This window comes from Escherichia sp. S10b, assembly GCF_028421345.1.
Lineage (GTDB): Bacteria > Pseudomonadota > Gammaproteobacteria > Enterobacterales > Enterobacteriaceae > ECMA0423.
In genome coordinates this window covers 38,750-58,053 of sequence record NZ_JAHZSO010000039.1, presented here as the reverse complement: position 1 = coordinate 58,053, position 19,304 = coordinate 38,750, and the positions used below count along the sequence as shown (strand labels likewise).

The 19,304-nt window shown below is 53.2% G+C and carries 17 protein-coding genes; 12 read left to right on the top strand and 5 right to left on the bottom strand.

All coding sequences use genetic code 11. The features are described 5' to 3' along the window. The first annotated feature begins 2 nt into the window (after nt 1–2). From mrcB to fhuB, 5 genes are all read left to right on the top strand, one after another. On the top strand, nt 3–2,537 hold the full coding sequence (mrcB, locus tag FTE26_RS03675; RefSeq protein ID WP_000918155.1) for a bifunctional glycosyl transferase/transpeptidase: 2,535 nt from the start codon (nt 3–5) through the stop codon (nt 2,535–2,537). 219 nt (nt 2,538–2,756) lie between these two features. Further along, nucleotides 2,757–5,000: a ferrichrome porin FhuA gene (gene fhuA, locus FTE26_RS03670; protein ID WP_000124438.1), complete on the top strand. Its 2,244-nt coding sequence runs from the start codon at nt 2,757–2,759 to the stop codon at nt 4,998–5,000. Between the two features lie 50 nt (nt 5,001–5,050). Beyond that, nucleotides 5,051–5,848, top strand: coding sequence for a Fe3+-hydroxamate ABC transporter ATP-binding protein FhuC (gene fhuC / locus FTE26_RS03665; RefSeq protein ID WP_001158929.1), 798 nt, complete (start codon nt 5,051–5,053; stop codon nt 5,846–5,848). Next, nucleotides 5,848–6,738: a Fe(3+)-hydroxamate ABC transporter substrate-binding protein FhuD gene (fhuD, locus tag FTE26_RS03660; protein ID WP_000015995.1), complete on the top strand. Its 891-nt coding sequence runs from the start codon at nt 5,848–5,850 to the stop codon at nt 6,736–6,738. The genes fhuC and fhuD overlap by 1 nt, the downstream gene beginning before the upstream one ends. Further along, on the top strand, nt 6,735–8,717 hold the full coding sequence (fhuB, locus tag FTE26_RS03655) for a Fe(3+)-hydroxamate ABC transporter permease FhuB (protein ID WP_000044066.1): 1,983 nt from the start codon (nt 6,735–6,737) through the stop codon (nt 8,715–8,717). Before fhuD ends, fhuB begins: the two co-directional genes overlap by 4 nt. A 34-nt stretch (nt 8,718–8,751) precedes the next feature. On the opposite strand, the gene hemL is transcribed toward fhuB, so the two are convergent. After that, nucleotides 8,752–10,032 carry a glutamate-1-semialdehyde 2,1-aminomutase gene (hemL, locus tag FTE26_RS03650; RefSeq protein WP_000045291.1) on the bottom strand — a complete coding sequence of 427 codons (1,281 nt, stop codon included), beginning with the start codon at nt 10,030–10,032 and terminating at the stop codon, nt 8,752–8,754. A gap of 165 nt (nt 10,033–10,197) precedes the next feature. On the opposite strand from hemL, the gene yadX reads away from it, so the two are divergent. The 4 genes from yadX to erpA are packed head-to-tail and all read left to right on the top strand — an operon-like array spanning nt 10,198 to nt 12,104. Further along, nucleotides 10,198–10,245, top strand: a complete 48-nt coding sequence (gene yadX / locus FTE26_RS03645) for a protein YadX (RefSeq protein WP_211180485.1) — start codon at nt 10,198–10,200, stop codon at nt 10,243–10,245. An 11-nt stretch (nt 10,246–10,256) separates the two neighbouring features. After that, nucleotides 10,257–11,678, top strand: a complete 1,422-nt coding sequence (gene clcA, locus FTE26_RS03640; protein WP_000845394.1) for a H(+)/Cl(-) exchange transporter ClcA — start codon at nt 10,257–10,259, stop codon at nt 11,676–11,678. A 23-nt stretch (nt 11,679–11,701) separates the two neighbouring features. Further along, nucleotides 11,702–11,767: a small protein YadW gene (yadW, locus tag FTE26_RS03635; RefSeq protein WP_120795373.1), complete on the top strand. Its 66-nt coding sequence runs from the start codon at nt 11,702–11,704 to the stop codon at nt 11,765–11,767. Beyond that, on the top strand, nt 11,760–12,104 hold the full coding sequence (gene erpA / locus FTE26_RS03630; protein ID WP_001295564.1) for an iron-sulfur cluster insertion protein ErpA: 345 nt from the start codon (nt 11,760–11,762) through the stop codon (nt 12,102–12,104). The genes yadW and erpA overlap by 8 nt, the downstream gene beginning before the upstream one ends. A 46-nt stretch (nt 12,105–12,150) precedes the next feature. Here erpA and FTE26_RS03625 read toward each other — a convergent pair whose 3' ends face one another. The 3 genes from FTE26_RS03625 to mtnN are packed head-to-tail and all read right to left on the bottom strand — an operon-like array spanning nt 12,151 to nt 14,303. Further along, the gene (locus FTE26_RS03625; RefSeq protein WP_000964221.1) at nt 12,151–12,774 is read right to left on the bottom strand and encodes a TRIC cation channel family protein; all 624 of its coding nucleotides are present in this window, start codon (nt 12,772–12,774) and stop codon (nt 12,151–12,153) included. A 37-nt stretch (nt 12,775–12,811) separates the two neighbouring features. Continuing rightward, a complete protein-coding gene (gene btuF / locus FTE26_RS03620) occupies nt 12,812–13,612 on the bottom strand; it encodes a vitamin B12 ABC transporter substrate-binding protein BtuF (RefSeq protein WP_001348517.1) in 801 nt (266 codons plus the stop codon). Further along, on the bottom strand, nt 13,605–14,303 hold the full coding sequence (gene mtnN, locus FTE26_RS03615) for a 5'-methylthioadenosine/S-adenosylhomocysteine nucleosidase (protein ID WP_000689844.1): 699 nt from the start codon (nt 14,301–14,303) through the stop codon (nt 13,605–13,607). Before mtnN ends, btuF begins: the two co-directional genes overlap by 8 nt. 83 nt (nt 14,304–14,386) lie before the next feature. Here mtnN and dgt point away from each other — a divergent pair, with 83 nt between their 5' ends. The 3 genes from dgt (at nt 14,387) to cdaR (ending at nt 18,770) form a co-directional block, all read left to right on the top strand. Then, nucleotides 14,387–15,904, top strand: a complete 1,518-nt coding sequence (gene dgt, locus FTE26_RS03610; RefSeq protein ID WP_000057067.1) for a dGTPase — start codon at nt 14,387–14,389, stop codon at nt 15,902–15,904. Between the two features lie 129 nt (nt 15,905–16,033). Next, the gene (gene degP, locus FTE26_RS03605) at nt 16,034–17,458 is read left to right on the top strand and encodes a serine endoprotease DegP (protein ID WP_000753946.1); all 1,425 of its coding nucleotides are present in this window, start codon (nt 16,034–16,036) and stop codon (nt 17,456–17,458) included. Nucleotides 17,459–17,612: 154 nt separating this feature from the next. Further along, on the top strand, nt 17,613–18,770 hold the full coding sequence (cdaR, locus tag FTE26_RS03600) for a DNA-binding transcriptional regulator CdaR (protein ID WP_000929439.1): 1,158 nt from the start codon (nt 17,613–17,615) through the stop codon (nt 18,768–18,770). Between the two features lie 88 nt (nt 18,771–18,858). On the opposite strand, the gene FTE26_RS03595 is transcribed toward cdaR, so the two are convergent. Continuing rightward, nucleotides 18,859–19,245, bottom strand: coding sequence for a DUF3461 family protein (locus tag FTE26_RS03595; RefSeq protein WP_000272188.1), 387 nt, complete (start codon nt 19,243–19,245; stop codon nt 18,859–18,861). Nucleotides 19,246–19,304: the final 59 nt, after the last annotated feature.

The window sequence follows — 19,304 nt, the reverse complement described above, 5'->3', positions numbered from 1 at the left end:
GCATGGCCGGGAATGACCGCGAGCCAATTGGACGCAAAGGGAAACCGACGCGTCCGGTCAAACAAAAGGTAAGCCGTCGTCGTTACGAAGATGACGATGATTACGACGATTATGATGACTATGAGGATGAAGAACCGATGCCGCGCAAAGGTAAGGGCAAAGGCAAAGGGCGTAAGCCTCGTGGCAAACGCGGCTGGCTATGGCTACTGCTAAAACTGGCTATCGTTTTTGCCGTGCTGATCGCCATTTACGGCGTTTATCTCGATCAAAAAATTCGTAGCCGTATTGATGGCAAGGTCTGGCAACTGCCTGCGGCAGTTTATGGCCGAATGGTCAATCTTGAGCCAGACATGACCATCAGCAAGAACGAGATGGTGAAGCTGCTGGAGGCGACCCAGTATCGTCAGGTGTCGAAAATGACCCGTCCTGGCGAATTTACCGTGCAGGCCAACAGCATTGAGATGATTCGCCGTCCGTTTGATTTCCCGGACAGTAAAGAAGGACAGGTGCGCGCGCGTCTGACCTTTGATGGCGATCATCTGGCGACGATCGTCAATATGGAGAACAACCGTCAGTTCGGTTTCTTCCGTCTTGATCCGCGTCTGATCACCATGATCTCTTCGCCAAACGGTGAGCAGCGTCTGTTTGTGCCGCGCAGTGGTTTCCCTGATTTGCTGGTGGATACTTTGCTGGCGACAGAAGACCGTCATTTTTACGAGCATGACGGCATCAGCCTCTACTCCATCGGACGTGCGGTGCTGGCAAACCTGACCGCAGGTCGCACGGTGCAGGGTGCGAGTACGCTGACGCAACAGCTGGTGAAAAACCTGTTCCTCTCCAGCGAGCGCTCTTACTGGCGTAAAGCGAACGAAGCCTACATGGCGCTGATCATGGACGCGCGTTACAGCAAAGACCGTATTCTTGAGCTGTATATGAACGAGGTGTATCTCGGTCAGAGCGGCGACAACGAAATCCGCGGCTTCCCGCTGGCAAGCTTGTATTACTTTGGTCGCCCGGTAGAAGAGCTAAGCCTCGACCAGCAGGCGCTGTTAGTCGGTATGGTGAAAGGGGCGTCCATCTACAACCCGTGGCGTAACCCGAAACTGGCGCTGGAGCGACGTAATCTGGTGCTGCGTCTGCTGCAACAGCAACAGATTATTGATCAAGAACTCTATGACATGTTGAGTGCCCGTCCGCTGGGGGTTCAGCCGCGCGGTGGGGTGATCTCTCCTCAGCCAGCCTTTATGCAACTGGTGCGTCAGGAGCTGCAGGCAAAACTGGGCGATAAGGTAAAAGATCTCTCCGGCGTGAAGATCTTCACTACCTTTGACTCGGTGGCCCAGGACGCGGCAGAAAAAGCCGCCGTGGAAGGCATTCCGGCACTGAAGAAACAGCGTAAGTTGAGCGATCTTGAAACTGCGATTGTGGTCGTCGACCGCTTTAGTGGTGAAGTTCGTGCGATGGTCGGAGGTTCTGAGCCGCAGTTTGCGGGCTACAACCGTGCGATGCAGGCGCGTCGTTCGATTGGTTCCCTTGCAAAACCAGCGACTTATCTGACGGCTTTAAGCCAGCCGAAAATCTATCGCCTGAACACGTGGATTGCCGATGCGCCAATCGCGCTGCGTCAGCCGAATGGCCAGGTCTGGTCACCGCAGAACGATGACCGTCGTTATAGCGAAAGCGGCAGAGTGATGCTGGTGGATGCGTTGACCCGTTCGATGAACGTGCCGACGGTAAATCTGGGGATGGCGCTGGGGCTGCCTGCAGTTACGGATACCTGGATCAAACTGGGCGTACCGAAAGATCAGCTGCATCCGGTTCCGGCGATGCTGCTGGGGGCGTTGAACTTAACGCCAATCGAAGTGGCGCAGGCGTTCCAGACCATCGCCAGCGGTGGTAACCGTGCACCGCTTTCTGCACTGCGTTCGGTAATCGCGGAAGATGGCAAGGTGCTGTATCAGAGCTTCCCGCAGGCAGAACGCGCTGTTCCGGCGCAGGCGGCGTATCTGACACTATGGACCATGCAGCAGGTGGTACAACGTGGTACGGGTCGTCAGCTTGGGGCGAAATACCCGAACCTGCATCTGGCAGGGAAAACAGGGACTACCAACAATAACGTAGATACCTGGTTTGCAGGCATTGACGGCAGCACGGTGACCATCACCTGGGTAGGCCGTGATAACAACCAGCCGACCAAACTGTATGGAGCCAGCGGGGCAATGTCGATTTATCAGCGTTATCTGGCTAACCAGACGCCAACGCCGCTGAATCTTGTTCCGCCAGAAGATATTGCAGATATGGGCGTGGACTACGACGGCAACTTTGTTTGCAGCGGTGGCATGCGTGTCTTGCCGGTCTGGACCAGCGATCCGCAATCGCTGTGCCAGCAGAGCGAGATGCAGCAGCAGCCGTCAGGCAATCCGTTTGATCAGTCTTCTCAGCCGCAGCAACAGCCGCAACAGCAACCTGCTCAGCAAGAGCAGAAAGACAGCGACGGTGTAGCCGGTTGGATCAAGGATATGTTTGGTAGTAATTAACATCTAAGCGTGAAATACCGGATGGCGAGTTGCCATCCGGTAAAATAACATCCCATCTAAGATATTAACCCTTTCTTTTCATCTGGTTGTTTATTAACCCTTCAGGAACGCTCAGATTGCGTACCGCTTGCGAACCCGCCAGCGTTTCGAATATTATCTTATCTTTATAATAATCATTCTCGTTTACGTTATCATTCACTTTACATCAGAGATATACCAATGGCGCGTTCCAAAACTGCTCAGCCAAAACACTCACTGCGTAAAATCGCAGTTGTAGTAGCCACAGCGGTTAGCGGCATGTCTGTTTATGCACAGGCAGCGGTTGAACCGAAAGAAGACACTATCACCGTTACCGCTGCACCTGCGCCGCAAGAAAGCGCATGGGGGCCTGCTGCAACTATTGCGGCGCGACAGTCTGCTACCGGCACTAAAACCGATACGCCGATTCAAAAAGTGCCACAGTCTATTTCTGTTGTGACCGCCGAAGAGATGGCGCTGCATCAGCCGAAGTCGGTAAAAGAAGCGCTTAGCTACACGCCGGGTGTCTCTGTTGGTACGCGTGGCGCATCCAACACCTATGACCACCTGATCATTCGCGGCTTTGCGGCAGAAGGCCAAAGCCAGAATAACTATCTGAATGGCCTGAAGTTGCAGGGCAACTTCTATAACGATGCGGTCATTGACCCGTATATGCTGGAACGCGCTGAAATTATGCGTGGCCCGGTTTCCGTGCTTTACGGTAAAAGCAGTCCTGGCGGCCTGTTGAATATGGTCAGCAAGCGTCCGACCACCGAACCGCTGAAAGAAGTTCAGTTTAAAGCCGGTACTGACAGCCTGTTCCAGACTGGTTTTGACTTTAGCGATTCGTTGGATGATGACGGTGTTTACTCTTATCGCCTGACCGGTCTTGCGCGTTCTGCCAATGCCCAGCAGAAAGGGTCAGAAGAGCAGCGTTATGCTATTGCACCGGCGTTCACCTGGCGTCCGGATGATAAAACCAATTTTACCTTCCTTTCTTACTTCCAGAACGAGCCGGAAACCGGTTATTACGGCTGGTTGCCGAAAGAGGGAACCGTTGAGCCGCTGCCGAACGGTAAGCGTCTGCCGACAGACTTTAATGAAGGGGCGAAGAACAACACCTATTCTCGTAATGAGAAGATGGTCGGCTACAGCTTCGATCACGAATTTAACGACACCTTTACTGTGCGTCAGAACCTGCGCTTTGCTGAAAACAAAACCTCGCAAAACAGCGTTTATGGTTACGGCGTCTGCTCCGATCCGGCGAATGCTTACAGCAAACAGTGTGCGGCATTAGCGCCAGCGGATAAAGGCCATTATCTGGCACGTAAATACGTCGTTGATGATGAGAAGCTGCAAAACTTCTCCGTTGATACCCAGTTGCAGAGCAAGTTTGCCACTGGCGATATCGACCACACCCTGCTGACCGGTGTCGACTTTATGCGTATGCGTAATGACATCAACGCCTGGTTTGGTTACGACGACTCTGTGCCACTGCTCAATCTGTACAATCCGGTGAATACCGATTTCGACTTCAATGCCAAAGATCCGGCAAACTCCGGCCCTTACCGCATTCTGAATAAACAGAAACAAACGGGCGTTTATGTTCAGGATCAGGCGCAGTGGGATAAAGTGCTGGTCACCCTAGGCGGTCGTTATGACTGGGCAGATCAAGAATCTCTTAACCGCGTTGCTGGGACGACCGATAAACGTGATGACAAACAGTTTACCTGGCGTGGTGGTGTTAACTACCTGTTTGATAATGGTGTAACACCTTACTTCAGCTATAGCGAATCGTTTGAACCTTCTTCGCAAGTTGGGAAGGATGGTAATATTTTCGCACCGTCTAAAGGTAAGCAGTATGAAGTCGGCGTGAAATATGTACCGGAAGATCGTCCGATTGTAGTTACTGGTGCCGTGTATAATCTCACTAAAACCAACAACCTGATGGCGGACCCTGAGGGTTCCTTCTTCTCGGTTGAAGGTGGCGAGATCCGCGCACGTGGCGTAGAAATCGAAGCGAAAGCGGCGCTGTCGGCGAGTGTTAACGTAGTCGGTTCTTATACTTACACCGATGCGGAATACACCACCGATACTACCTATAAAGGCAATACGCCTGCACAGGTGCCAAAACACATGGCTTCGCTGTGGGCTGACTATACCTTCTTTGACGGTCCGCTTTCAGGTCTGACGCTGGGCACCGGTGGTCGTTATACTGGCTCCAGCTATGGTGATCCGGCTAACTCCTTTAAAGTGGGAAGTTATACGGTCGTGGATGCGTTAGTGCGTTATGATCTGGCGCGAGTCGGCATGGCGGGCTCCAACGTGGCGCTGCATGTTAACAACCTGTTCGATCGTGAATACGTCGCCAGCTGCTTTAACACTTATGGCTGCTTCTGGGGCGCAGAACGTCAGGTCGTTGCAACCGCAACCTTCCGTTTCTAATTTCTCTTTTGGGGCACGGATTTCCGTGCCCATTTCACAAGTTGGCTGTTATGCAGGAATACACGAATCATTCCGATACCACTTTTGCACTGCGTAATATCTCCTTTCGTGTGCCCGGGCGCACGCTTTTGCATCCGCTGTCGTTAACCTTTCCTGCCGGGAAAGTGACCGGTCTGATTGGTCACAACGGTTCTGGTAAATCCACTCTGCTCAAAATGCTTGGCCGTCATCAGCCTCCGTCAGAAGGGGAGATTCTTCTTGATGCCCAGCCGCTGGAAAGCTGGAGCAGCAAAGCGTTTGCCCGCAAAGTGGCTTATTTGCCGCAGCAGCTTCCTCCGGCAGAAGGGATGACCGTGCGTGAACTGGTGGCGATTGGTCGTTACCCGTGGCATGGCGCGCTGGGGCGCTTTGGTGCGGCAGATCGCGAAAAGGTCGAGGAAGCTATCTCGCTGGTTGGCTTAAAACCGCTGGCGCATCGGCTGGTCGATAGTCTCTCTGGCGGCGAACGTCAGCGGGCGTGGATCGCCATGCTGGTGGCGCAGGATAGCCGTTGTCTGTTGCTCGACGAACCGACTTCGGCGCTGGATATCGCCCACCAGGTTGATGTGCTGGCGCTGGTGCACCGTTTAAGTCAGGAACGTGGCCTGACGGTCATTGCCGTGCTGCACGATATCAATATGGCGGCACGCTACTGTGATTATCTGGTCGCCCTGCGCGGTGGTGAAATGATTGCTCAGGGAACGCCTGCGGAAATTATGCGCGGCGAAACCCTCGAAATGATTTATGGCATCCCGATGGGTATTTTGCCGCATCCGGCGGGTGCTGCACCTGTGAGTTTTGTTTATTGATGAGCGGCTTACCTCTTATTTCGCGCCGTCGACTGTTAACGGCGATGGCGCTTTCTCCGTTGTTATGGCAGATGAATACCGCCCACGCGGCGGCTATTGACCCCAATCGTATTGTGGCGCTGGAGTGGTTGCCGGTGGAATTACTGCTGGCGCTCGGCATCGTGCCTTACGGCGTGGCGGATACCATCAACTATCGCCTGTGGGTCAGCGAACCACCATTGCCGGACTCAGTGATTGACGTCGGTTTGCGTACAGAACCTAACCTTGAACTGCTGACCGAAATGAAACCGTCGTTTATGGTCTGGTCGGCAGGATATGGCCCTTCATCAGAAATGCTGGCACGTATTGCGCCGGGTCGCGGATTTAACTTCAGTGACGGCAAACAGCCGTTGGCGATGGCGCGTAAATCGCTGACGGAAATGGCAGATTTACTTAACCTGCAAAGCGCAGCGGAAACGCATTTAGCGCAATACGAAGACTTTATCCTCAGCATGAAACCCCGCTTTGTGAAGCGTGGTGCACGCCCGTTACTGCTGACGACGCTTATCGATCCGCGCCATATGCTGGTCTTCGGTCCAAACAGCTTGTTCCAGGAAATTCTCGATGAGTACGGCATCCCAAATGCCTGGCAAGGGGAAACCAACTTCTGGGGCAGTACCGCCGTCAGTATCGATCGTCTGGCGGCGTATAAAGACGTTGATGTGCTCTGTTTTGATCACGACAACAGCAAAGACATGGATGCGCTAATGGCAACCCCGCTGTGGCAGGCCATGCCGTTTGTCCGTACAGGGCGCTTTCAGCGCGTACCCGCAGTCTGGTTTTATGGTGCAACGCTTTCGGCAATGCACTTTGTGCGTGTTCTGGATAACGCCATCGGAGGTAAAGCGTGAGTAAACGAATTGCGCTTTTCCCGGCGTTATTGCTGGCGCTGTTAGTGATTGTCGCTACGGCGCTAACCTGGATGAACTTCTCACAGGCGCTGCCGCGCAGTCAGTGGGCGCAGGCCGCCTGGTCGCCGGATATTGACGTCATCGAGCAGATGATTTTTCACTACAGCTTGTTACCGCGTCTGGCGATTTCGCTGCTGGTGGGCGCGGGCCTGGGGCTGGTGGGCGTGCTGTTTCAGCAAGTGCTGCGTAACCCGCTGGCGGAGCCGACGACGCTTGGCGTTGCAACAGGCGCGCAACTGGGAATTACCGTCACCACACTTTGGGCGATCCCCGGTGCTATGGCGAGCCAGTTTGCCGCGCTGGTGGGCGCTTGTGTCGTTGGCTTAATCGTCTTTGGCGTCGCGTGGGGGAAACGGCTTTCGCCGGTTACGCTTATTCTCGCGGGGCTGGTGGTGAGCCTTTATTGCGGGGCAATTAATCAGCTACTGGTTATCTTCCATCACGACCAGCTGCAAAGCATGTTCCTGTGGAGCACCGGAACGCTGACGCAAACCGACTGGGGCGGCGTTGAGCGTTTATGGCCGCAGTTGCTGGGCGGCGTGATGTTGACGTTATTGCTACTTCGCCCGTTAACCCTGATGGGGCTTGATGATGGCGTGGCGCGCAATCTCGGGCTGGCCTTGTCGCTCGCGCGTCTGGCAGCGCTGTCGCTGGCGATTGTCATCAGTGCGCTGCTGGTGAACGCTGTGGGGATTATCGGCTTTATCGGGTTGTTCGCGCCGCTGCTGGCAAAAATGCTGGGGGCGCGGCGTCTGCTGCCACGACTGATGCTGGCGTCGCTGATTGGGGCGCTGATCCTCTGGCTTTCCGATCAAATCATCCTCTGGCTGACTCGCGTGTGGATGGAAGTGTCCACCGGTTCGGTCACTGCGTTGATCGGTGCGCCGCTGCTACTGTGGCTGTTGCCGCGTTTACGCAGCATTAGCGCGCCGGATATGAAGGTCAACGATCGTGTCGCGGCTGAACGCCAACATGTGCTGGCGTTTGCCCTCGCGGGCGGCGTGCTGCTGTTGATGGCTGTGGTGGTGGCGCTGTCGTTTGGTCGTGATGCGCACGGCTGGACGTGGGCGAGCGGGGCGTTGCTTGAGGATTTGATGCCCTGGCGCTGGCCGCGAATTATGGCGGCGCTGTTTGCGGGCGTCATGCTGGCGGTGGCGGGCTGTATTATTCAGCGGCTGACCGGAAACCCGATGGCAAGCCCGGAAGTGCTGGGGATTAGCTCTGGCGCAGCGTTTGGCGTGGTGTTGATGCTGTTTCTGGTGCCGGGTAATGCCTTTGGCTGGCTGTTACCTGCAGGCAGTCTCGGCGCGGCGGTGACGCTGTTGATCATTATGATCGCCGCCGGCCGCGGTGGATTTTCCCCACACCGCATGTTACTGGCGGGGATGGCGTTAAGCACCGCGTTCACCATGCTTTTGATGATGTTGCAGGCAAGTGGTGACCCGCGAATGGCGCAAGTGCTGACCTGGATTTCCGGTTCGACCTACAACGCGACCGATGCGCAGGTCTGGCGCACGGGAATTGTGATGGTGATTTTGCTGGCGATTACCCCGCTGTGCCGCCGCTGGCTGACCATTTTACCGCTGGGTGGTGATACCGCCCGAGCCGTAGGAATGGCGCTGACGCCGACGCGAATTGCGCTGCTGCTGTTAGCGGCTTGCCTGACGGCGACCGCGACGATGACTATTGGACCGTTGAGTTTTGTTGGTTTAATGGCACCGCATATTGCGCGGATGATGGGCTTTCGACGGACGATGCCACACATCGTAATTTCGGCGCTGGTGGGTGGTTTACTGCTGGTGTTCGCTGACTGGTGTGGGCGGATGGTGCTGTTTCCATTCCAGATCCCGGCAGGGCTGCTGTCGACCTTTATCGGCGCGCCATATTTTATCTATTTGTTGAGAAAGCAGAGCCGTTAATAGAATGCCTCGCCCGGTGGGCGAGGCAAAATCATCACAACTTCGCAAACACCCGTCGTGCAGCATCGATGGTGTTATTGATATCTTCCATGCTGTGCGCCACGGACATAAAGCCCGCTTCAAACGCTGACGGTGCCAGGTAAACACCTTCGTCCAGCATCATATGGAAGAAACGCTTAAAGCGTTCCACGTCACAGGCCATCACATCCTGATAGCACGTCACGGACTCGGCGTCGGTAAAGAAAATACCGAACATGCCGCCAACGTGGTTAACGACCAGCGGAATTCCGGCTTCTTCTGCCGCTTCCAGCAGACCTTCTGCCAGACGTGTTGTCAGCTCATCCAGCGTTTCGTGAACGCCCGGCTGCGCGACTTCATTCAGACAGGCGAAACCCGCTGCCATCGCAATTGGGTTACCGGAAAGCGTACCCGCCTGATAGACCGGACCCGTCGGGGCCAGCGCATCCATTACATCACGACGACCACCGAATGCGCCTACCGGCATTCCACCGCCGATGATTTTGCCCAGGCAGGTGAGATCCGGTTCCACACCGTAATAATCCTGTGCGCCAGCTAGCGCTACGCGGAAGCCAGTCATTACTTCATCGATGATCAGCAATGCGCCAAATTCGTCGCACAGCGCGCGCAGACCTGGCAGGAACTCTGGCAGCGGTGGAACGCAGTTCATATTGCCTGCCACCGGCTCGACGATAATACAGGCAATCTCTTGCGGGTATTGCTCAAACGCGGCGCGTACAGAAGCCAGATCGTTATAAGTACAGGTTAAGGTATGTTTGGCGAAATCTGCCGGAACACCCGGCGAGTTTGGCTGGCCTAACGTGAGTGCGCCAGAACCGGCTTTCACCAGCAGACAGTCAGCGTGACCGTGGTAACAACCTTCAAATTTAATGATTTTGTCGCGACCGGTAAAACCACGGGCCAGGCGGATGGCGCTCATCGTCGCTTCAGTGCCGGAGTTCACCATGCGCACCATATCCATGGTCGGGACCAGTTCGGTCACCAGTTGCGCCATTTTCACTTCCATTTCGGTCGGTGCACCAAAGCTTAAACCACGCTCGGCGGCTTCAATCACGGCATTGCGGATAGCCGGATGGTTATGGCCCAGCACCATCGGCCCCCAGGAACCGACATAATCGATATAGGCTTTGCCATCAACATCGTACAGATAAGCGCCGTCCGCTTTTTCGATAAACAGTGGAGTGCCGCCCACGCCAGTAAAGGCGCGAACAGGGGAGTTCACACCGCCAGGGATCAGCTCGCGCGCTGCGCTGTAAAGATTTTCAGACTTACTCATGGAGGGTTCCTGATTCGTAGAAAAAGTGAATGGCTGCTATTCTATGTTATTCATAACAAGTTAAATACTCGTCAAACATCAGGCTGCTTGTACTGGTGCAATCCTGATTTCTTAGAGTATAAAAGTTTTGTGCATTTGAAACATTACGCTTTGCAAAGGATTTTCATGGAACGTGCGAGTAAAATGCCGTCATCTTATTTGTATGACCAATAAGTGATCATTGGATGAAAACTGATACTCCCTCTTTAGAAACACCGCAGGCCGCGCGCCTGCGACGCAGACAACTGATTCGCCAACTTCTTGAGCGCGATAAAACCCCGTTAGCCATTTTGTTTATGGCGGCAGTCGTCGGCACGCTTGTCGGGCTGGCAGCGGTTGCTTTTGACAAAGGTGTCGCCTGGTTGCAGAACCAACGTATGGGGGCGCTGGTACATACTGCTGATAATTATCCGCTTCTGTTAACCGTCGCTTTTCTCTGTTCGGCGGTGCTGGCGATGTTCGGCTACTTTTTGGTGCGCAAATACGCGCCCGAAGCAGGGGGATCGGGGATCCCGGAAATTGAAGGGGCGCTGGAAGATCAACGTCCTGTTCGCTGGTGGCGTGTATTGCCGGTGAAATTCTTTGGCGGGCTGGGGACACTCGGCGGAGGCATGGTGCTAGGGCGCGAAGGACCAACCGTGCAGATCGGCGGCAATATCGGTCGCATGGTGCTTGATATTTTCCGCCTGAAAGGTGATGAAGCTCGCCATACGCTGCTGGCAACCGGTGCTGCTGCGGGGCTGGCTGCGGCCTTTAACGCGCCGCTGGCGGGTATTTTGTTTATTATCGAAGAGATGCGTCCGCAGTTTCGCTATACGTTAATTTCGATTAAAGCGGTATTTATTGGCGTCATTATGTCGACCATTATGTACCGGATTTTTAATCATGAAGTTGCGTTGATTGACGTCGGTAAACTTTCTGATGCGCCGCTTAATACGCTGTGGCTTTATCTGATCCTCGGTATTATTTTTGGCATTTTCGGCCCTATTTTTAATAAATGGGTGCTGGGGATGCAGGATTTGCTGCACCGTGTGCACGGCGGCAATATTACCAAATGGGTACTGATGGGTGGTGCGATTGGCGGTCTGTGTGGATTGCTGGGGTTTGTGGCACCAGCAACGTCGGGCGGCGGTTTTAACCTGATTCCTATCGCTACCGCGGGGAATTTCAGCATGGGAATGCTGGTGTTTATCTTCGTCGCTCGGGTCATTACCACCTTACTCTGCTTCTCTTCCGGCGCGCCGGGCGGTATTTTTGCCCCGATGCTGGCGCTGGGTACTGTGCTGGGAACCGCTTTCGGAATGGTTGCCGTTGAGCTGTTTCCGCAATATCACCTGGAGGCGGGGACGTTTGCTATTGCCGGAATGGGGGCATTACTGGCGGCATCTATTCGCGCGCCGTTAACGGGGATCATTCTGGTTCTGGAGATGACCGATAACTACCAGCTCATTTTGCCAATGATTATTACCGGTCTTGGCGCAACACTATTAGCGCAATTTACCGGCGGGAAACCGCTATACTCGGCGATTCTTGCGCGCACGCTGGCAAAACAGGAAGCTGAGCAACTGGCGCGAAGCAAGGCTGCATCAGCCAGCGAGAATACTTGAACGAAATACCAGGGTATTAGATAATGGCGATTATTATTGGGTTAGAATTTGCCCAATTGCCGATGTCGTTTGGAGCAAAATATGAGTGATGACGTAGCACTGCCGCTGGAGTTTACCGACGCAGCAGCCAACAAAGTTAAAAGCCTGATCGCTGACGAAGATAACCCGAATCTGAAATTACGCGTGTATATCACCGGTGGCGGTTGCAGCGGCTTCCAGTATGGTTTCACCTTTGATGATCAGGTGAACGAAGGCGATATGACCATCGAAAAACAGGGCGTTGGCCTGGTGGTTGATCCGATGAGCCTGCAATATCTGGTCGGCGGTTCCGTTGATTATACCGAAGGTCTGGAAGGTTCTCGTTTCATCGTGACCAACCCGAACGCGAAAAGCACCTGCGGTTGCGGTTCTTCCTTTAGTATCTAATCTGTTGTTCATGTGCCGGATAAACTATCCGGCACATCTTCTCTCTTCAACGCCCATTCTCATCCAGCGCAAACGTCGGTAGCTTAAGATGCCAACGAATAGCCGCCAGCCGAATCAATAGCGTCACGACCATGCCCATCATACTGGCTGTTTCCAGTGGTACGGAAAATGTGTAATAAGCCGTAGCGTGGACAATACCGCCGATAATACAGGCAGTTGCGTAGATTTCTGTACGTAAAATCATGGGGATTTCGCGGGCCAGTACATCACGAATGATCCCGCCGCCAACGCCAGTAATGACGCCCATACAAACCGCGATTAACGGACCGGCTTCCGCATTAAAGGCTTTATTCACGCCAATGCCGACAAACACCGCCAGACCAACGGCGTCCAGCACCGGCAACATCCATTTTGGTAAGCGTCTTGGCTGGCGCACCAGCACGATGGTCAGCATGCTGGTGACCATTGCAACGACCAGATCGGTGGGATCTTTCACCCAAAATACCGGGCCGTGATCCAGCGCCATGTCGCGAATTGTCCCGCCGCCTACTGCGGTTACCACGCCCAGTACCAGAACACCAAAAGGGTCCATACGCAATTTTCCGGCTAACAAAACGCCGGAGATGGCAAATACCGCTGTGCCGACTATATCCAGCCAATAGACGAGCATTGTTCAATCCCCACTGAGCACCTGAAAAGGTCAGGCGCTAATCTACCTGTGAAAGCGCATTACAGAGCTGTTGTGCAGCGAGGATAATACGTGGGCTTGCACGTTCAAACCAGTCACTCGTGAGAGGAATAACGGGAATTTTGAGCTGTTCACCCCAGTATTGTTTGATTTTAGGAATTTGGTCCGGTCCGCCTGTAATGACAATCGCCTGTGGCGAGCGTGCTAACACCTGTTCGCGGCTAACTTGCGGCCAGGGAACCCGGCTGTCTTTAAAGATGTTTTCTCCGCCACAAACTTCGAGTACCTGGTTCTGAATCGACTCTTTTCCACTGGTAAATGGCGGATTAATGCCGAATTGCAGAAAAACACGTTTTTTAGGTTTATCAGCATATTGCGCTTTCAATTGCGCGTACTGATCCTGCAGGGATTGCGCGGCTTGTTCGGCCTTGTCTGGTTGCGGACTCCAGGGGGCCAGTTGACGTAACGCATTGGCAATTTGTTCAATGCTTGTCGCATCGACCCACATCACTTTTATTCCCAGCGAAGCCAGCTGGTCAACCTGCCGCTCGGCATTACCTCCACGCCAGGCAATCACCAGATCGGGTTTCAGCGCGACAATGCGTTCCAGATTCATCCCCTGCCAGGTGGAAACCTGCTCAATCTTTTGCGCTTGTGGAGGATAGTCGGAATAGCTGCTGACCCCAACCGGCGTGATCCCGGCGGCAAAGGCAAGTTCAGTGTTGGCGGGAGAAAGCGTGATGACGCGCGGCGCGGCGTTGAGCCACAGTGGCGCAAGAAAAGACAGGGCGACCAGCGCCCTGAACAGTGACTTAGCCATGTGCAAGTTTCTGCACCAGTGACTCAACCATCAGGCTGGACTGTTTAGCGGCAACAGCCAGGAACTCATCGAAGCTAAGATGAGACTGTTGATCGGCCACGTCGGAGATGGCGCGTACGACAACAAACGGGACGTTGAAATTGTGGCAGACATGGGCGATTGCCGTCGCTTCCATCTCTACAGCAATGGCCTGTGGGAAGTTGTGGCGGATTTTCGCCAGACCAACAGAACCGTTGATGAAAGCGTCGCCGCTAACAATCAGGCCACGTACAGCGTTAAGATTCAGTTCGGCAATGCAGGCCTCAGCGGCAGCGATCAGTTTATCGTCAGCTTTAAAGCCTGCCGGACAGCCTGGTAACTGACCGTATTCATAACCAAATGCCGTGACATCCGCGTCGTGATAACGTGCTTCGTCCGAGACAACGATATCGCCCACTTTCAGCGTTGGTGCCAGGCCACCGGCAGAACCGGTGTTAATAATCACATCTGGCTTGCAGTGTTCCAACAGCAAAGTGGCACCCAGCGCCGCAGCGACTTTACCGATGCCCGATTTCAGAAGCGCAACCTCGGTTCCATTCAGTTGGCCGGTATAGATTTCGCAACCGCCCAGACTGATAGTTTGACGGTTTTCGATTTTGTCACGCAGCAGCGTAACTTCTTCTTCCATTGCACCAATGATGCCGATTTTCATAGATTTACTCGCGATAAGCCCGATTTGAAGGCATAGTTTACCATGCGCTTACGGGGAAGCGTATTTCTCACGCGGGAGAGGACATGGCACAGATTGATTTCCGAAAAAAAATAAACTGGCATCGTCGTTACCGTTCACCGCAGGGCGTTAAAACCGAACATGAGATCCTGCGGATCTTCGAGAGCGATCGCGGGCGTATCATCAACTCTCCGGCAATTCGTCGTCTGCAACAAAAGACGCAGGTTTTTCCACTGGAGCGCAATGCCGCCGTGCGCACGCGTCTTACCCACTCGATGGAAGTCCAGCAGGTGGGGCGCTACATCGCCAAAGAAATTTTAAGCCGTCTGAAAGAGCTTAAATTGCTGGAAGCATACGGCCTGGATGAACTGACCGGACCTTTTGAAAGCATTGTTGAGATGTCATGCCTGATGCACGATATCGGCAATCCGCCGTTTGGTCATTTTGGCGAAGCAGCGATAAATGACTGGTTTCGCCAACGTTTGCACCCGGAAGATGCCGAAAGCCAGCCTCTGACTGACGATCGCTGCAGCGTGGCGGCACTACGTTTACGGGACGGGGAAGAACCGCTTAACGAGCTGCGGCGCAAGATTCGTCAGGACTTATGTCATTTTGAGGGGAATGCACAAGGCATTCGTCTGGTGCATACATTGATGCGGATGAATCTCACCTGGGCACAGGTTGGCGGTATTTTAAAATATACCCGTCCGGCGTGGTGGCGTGGCGAAACGCCTGAGACACATCACTATTTAATGAAAAAGCCGGGTTATTATCTTTCTGAAGAAGCCTATATTGCCCGGTTGCGTAAAGAACTTAATTTGGCGCTTTACAGTCGTTTTCCATTAACGTGGATTATGGAAGCTGCCGACGATATCTCCTATTGTGTGGCAGACCTTGAAGATGCAGTAGAGAAAAGAATATTTACCGTTGAGCAGCTTTATCATCATTTGCACGAAGCGTGGGGCCAGCATGAGAAAGGTTCGCTCTTTTCGCTGGTGGTTGAAAATGCCTGGGAAAAATCACGCTCAAATAGTTTAAGCCGCAGTACGGAAGATCAGTTTTTTATGTATTTACGGGTAAACACCCTAAATAAACTGGTACCCTACGCGGCACAACGATTTATTGATAATCTGCCTGCGATTTTCGCCGGAACGTTTAATCATGCATTATTGGAAGATGCCAGCGAATGCAGCGATCTTCTTAAGCTATATAAAAATGTCGCTGTAAAACATGTGTTTAGCCATCCAGATGTCGAGCAGCTTGAATTGCAGGGCTATCGGGTCATTAGCGGATTATTAGAGATTTATCGTCCTTTATTAAGCCTGTCGTTATCAGACTTTACTGAACTGGTAGAAAAAGAACGGGTGAAACGTTTCCCTATTGAATCGCGCTTATTCCACAAACTCTCGACGCGCCATCGGCTGGCCTATGTCGAGGCTGTCAGTAAATTACCGTCAGATTCTCCTGAGTTTCCGCTATGGGAATATTATTACCGTTGCCGCCTGTTGCAGGATTATATCAGCGGTATGACCGACCTCTATGCGTGGGATGAATACCGACGTCTGATGGCCGTAGAACAATAACCAGGCTTTTGTAAAGACGAACAATAAATTTTTACCTTTTGCAGAAACTTTAGTTCGGAACTTCGCGCTATAAAACGAATCTGAAGAACACAGCAATTTTGCGTTATCTGTTAATCGAGACTGAAATACATGAAAAAAACCACATTAGCACTGAGTGCACTGGCTCTGAGTTTAGGTTTGGCGTTATCTCCGCTCTCTGCAACGGCGGCTGAGACTTCTTCAGCAACGACAGCCCAGCAGATGCCAAGCCTTGCACCGATGCTCGAAAAGGTGATGCCTTCAGTGGTCAGCATTAACGTAGAAGGTAGCACAACCGTTAATACACCGCGTATGCCGCGTAATTTCCAGCAGTTCTTCGGTGATGATTCTCCGTTCTGCCAGGAAGGTTCTCCGTTCCAGAGCTCTCCGTTCTGCCAGGGGGGCCAGGGCGGTAATGGCGGCGGCCAGCAACAAAAATTCATGGCGCTGGGTTCCGGCGTCATCATTGATGCCGATAAAGGCTATGTCGTCACCAACAACCATGTTGTTGATAACGCGACGGTGATTAAAGTCCAGCTGAGCGATGGTCGTAAGTTCGACGCGAAGATGGTTGGCAAAGATCCGCGCTCTGATATCGCGCTGATCCAAATCCAGAACCCGAAAAACCTGACCGCAATTAAGATGGCGGATTCTGATGCACTGCGCGTGGGTGATTACACCGTAGCGATTGGTAACCCGTTTGGTCTGGGAGAGACGGTAACTTCCGGGATTGTCTCTGCGCTGGGGCGTAGCGGCCTGAATGCCGAAAACTACGAAAACTTCATCCAGACCGATGCAGCGATCAACCGTGGTAACTCCGGTGGTGCGCTGGTTAACCTGAACGGCGAACTGATCGGTATCAACACCGCGATCCTCGCACCGGACGGCGGCAACATCGGTATCGGTTTTGCTATCCCGAGCAACATGGTGAAAAACCTGACCTCGCAGATGGTGGAATACGGCCAGGTGAAACGCGGTGAGCTGGGTATTATGGGGACTGAGCTGAATTCCGAACTGGCGAAAGCGATGAAAGTTGACGCCCAGCGCGGTGCTTTCGTAAGCCAGGTTCTGCCTAATTCCTCCGCTGCAAAAGCGGGCATTAAAGCGGGTGATGTGATCACCTCACTGAACGGTAAGCCAATCAGCAGCTTTGCCGCACTGCGTGCTCAGGTGGGTACTATGCCGGTGGGCAGCAAACTGACCCTGGGCTTGCTGCGCGACGGTAAGCAGGTCAACGTGAATCTGGAACTGCAGCAGAGCAGCCAGAATCAGGTTGATTCCAGCTCCATCTTCAACGGCATTGAAGGCGCTGAGATGAGCAACAAAGGCAAAGATCAGGGCGTGGTAGTGAACAACGTGAAAACGGGCACTCCGGCTGCGCAGATCGGCCTGAAGAAAGGTGATGTGATTATTGGCGCGAACCAGCAGGCAGTGAAAAACATCGCTGAACTGCGTAAAGTGCTCGACAGCAAACCGTCTGTGCTGGCACTGAACATTCAGCGCGGCGACAGCACCATCTACCTGTTAATGCAGTAATCTCCCTCAACCCCTTCCTGAATACGGGAAGGGGTTCTCCTTACAATCTGTGAACTTCGCCACAACTCCATACATCTTCATCATCCTTTGGGCATTTGCACAATGCCGTACGTTACGTACTTCCTTATGCTAAGCCGTGCATAACGGAGGACTTATGGCTGGCTGGCATCTTGATACCAAAATGGCGCAGGATATCGTGGCACGTACCATGCGCATCATCGATACCAATATCAACGTAATGGATGCCCGCGGGCGAATTATCGGCAGCGGCGATCGTGAGCGTATTGGTGAATTGCACGAAGGTGCATTGCTGGTACTTTCACAGGGACGAGTCGTCGATATCGATGACGCGGTAGCACGTCATCTGCACGGTGTGCGGCAGGGGATTAATCTACCGTTACGGCTGGAAGGTGAAATTGTCGGCGTAATTGGCCTGACAGGTGAACCAGAGAACCTGCGTAAATATGGCGAACTGGTCTGCATGACGGCTGAAATGATGCTGGAACAGTCGCGGTTGATGCACCTGTTGGCGCAGGATAGCCGTTTGCGGGAAGAACTGGTGATGAACCTGATTCAGGCTGAGGAGAATACTCCCGCACTTACTGAATGGGCGCAACGGCTGGGGATCGATCTCAATCAACCGCGAGTGGTGGCTATTGTTGAGGTCGACAGCGGTCAGCTTGGCGTGGACAGCGCAATGGCGGAGTTACAACAACTGCAAAATGCGCTGACTACGCCCGAGCGTAATAATCTGGTGGCGATTGTCTCGCTAACCGAAATGGTGGTGTTGAAACCGGCGTTGAACTCTTTTGGGCGCTGGGATGCAGAAGATCATCGTAAGCGAGTTGAACAACTGATTACCCGCATGAAAGAGTACGGCCAGTTGCGTTTTCGCGTTTCGCTGGGCAACTATTTCACCGGTCCTGGCAGTATTGCCCGATCCTATCGTACGGCGAAAACGACGATGGTGGTGGGTAAACAGCGGATGCCAGAAAGTCGCTGCTATTTTTATCAGGATCTGATGTTACCTGTGTTACTCGACAGTTTGCGTGGCGACTGGCAGGCCAATGAACTGGCGCGACCGCTGGCGCGGCTGAAAGCGATGGACAATAATGGCTTGCTGCGACGAACGCTGGCGGCGTGGTTTCGCCACAATGTGCAACCGCTGGCTACGTCAAAGGCGCTGTTTATTCATCGTAATACTCTGGAGTATCGGCTTAATCGTATATCGGAACTGACCGGGCTTGATTTGGGTAATTTTGATGACAGGTTGCTGCTGTATGTGGCGTTGCAGCTGGATGAAGAGCGGTAGGTTATGCGTTAAGGTCGAGGCGGCGCTGGCTCATTCCCCTCAGCCCGAAGGGTAGAGGGGAATGTCCGAGTTAACCGTCAGTTCGGCATTATTTACGCGTTAGTTTTTCCAGATCGGCTTCAATCTCGCTGATCTTATTGGTTACGACTGACTCCAGGTGACGTAAGTCGTCGAGGATCTTACGCTTAAGATCAACTTCGCTGCGGTCACGCTGGCAGATTTGATCAAGCTCATCAATGATATACCGTAGATTCGGGCTGATTTCCTGGACTTCTTTATAACCCTGACCCACACCATCAGCGACGACCGTTTTACGCTGACGCGGATATTTAAACTTAACGCTCTTGGCGAAAAACTCGCCTTTGTCTTTCTGGAAATAGATTTTCAGAATATCGTTGTTGGCTTCCTGCCGGAGGCTGTAACGATCAATTTCTTCAGGATTGGTAATACCCAGACTTTTCAGATTGTCGTACATAGCGTTACCTCAAAATGAGTCAGTAAATTGTGCTTATTTTAGCATTTGGCCTGGCCCGC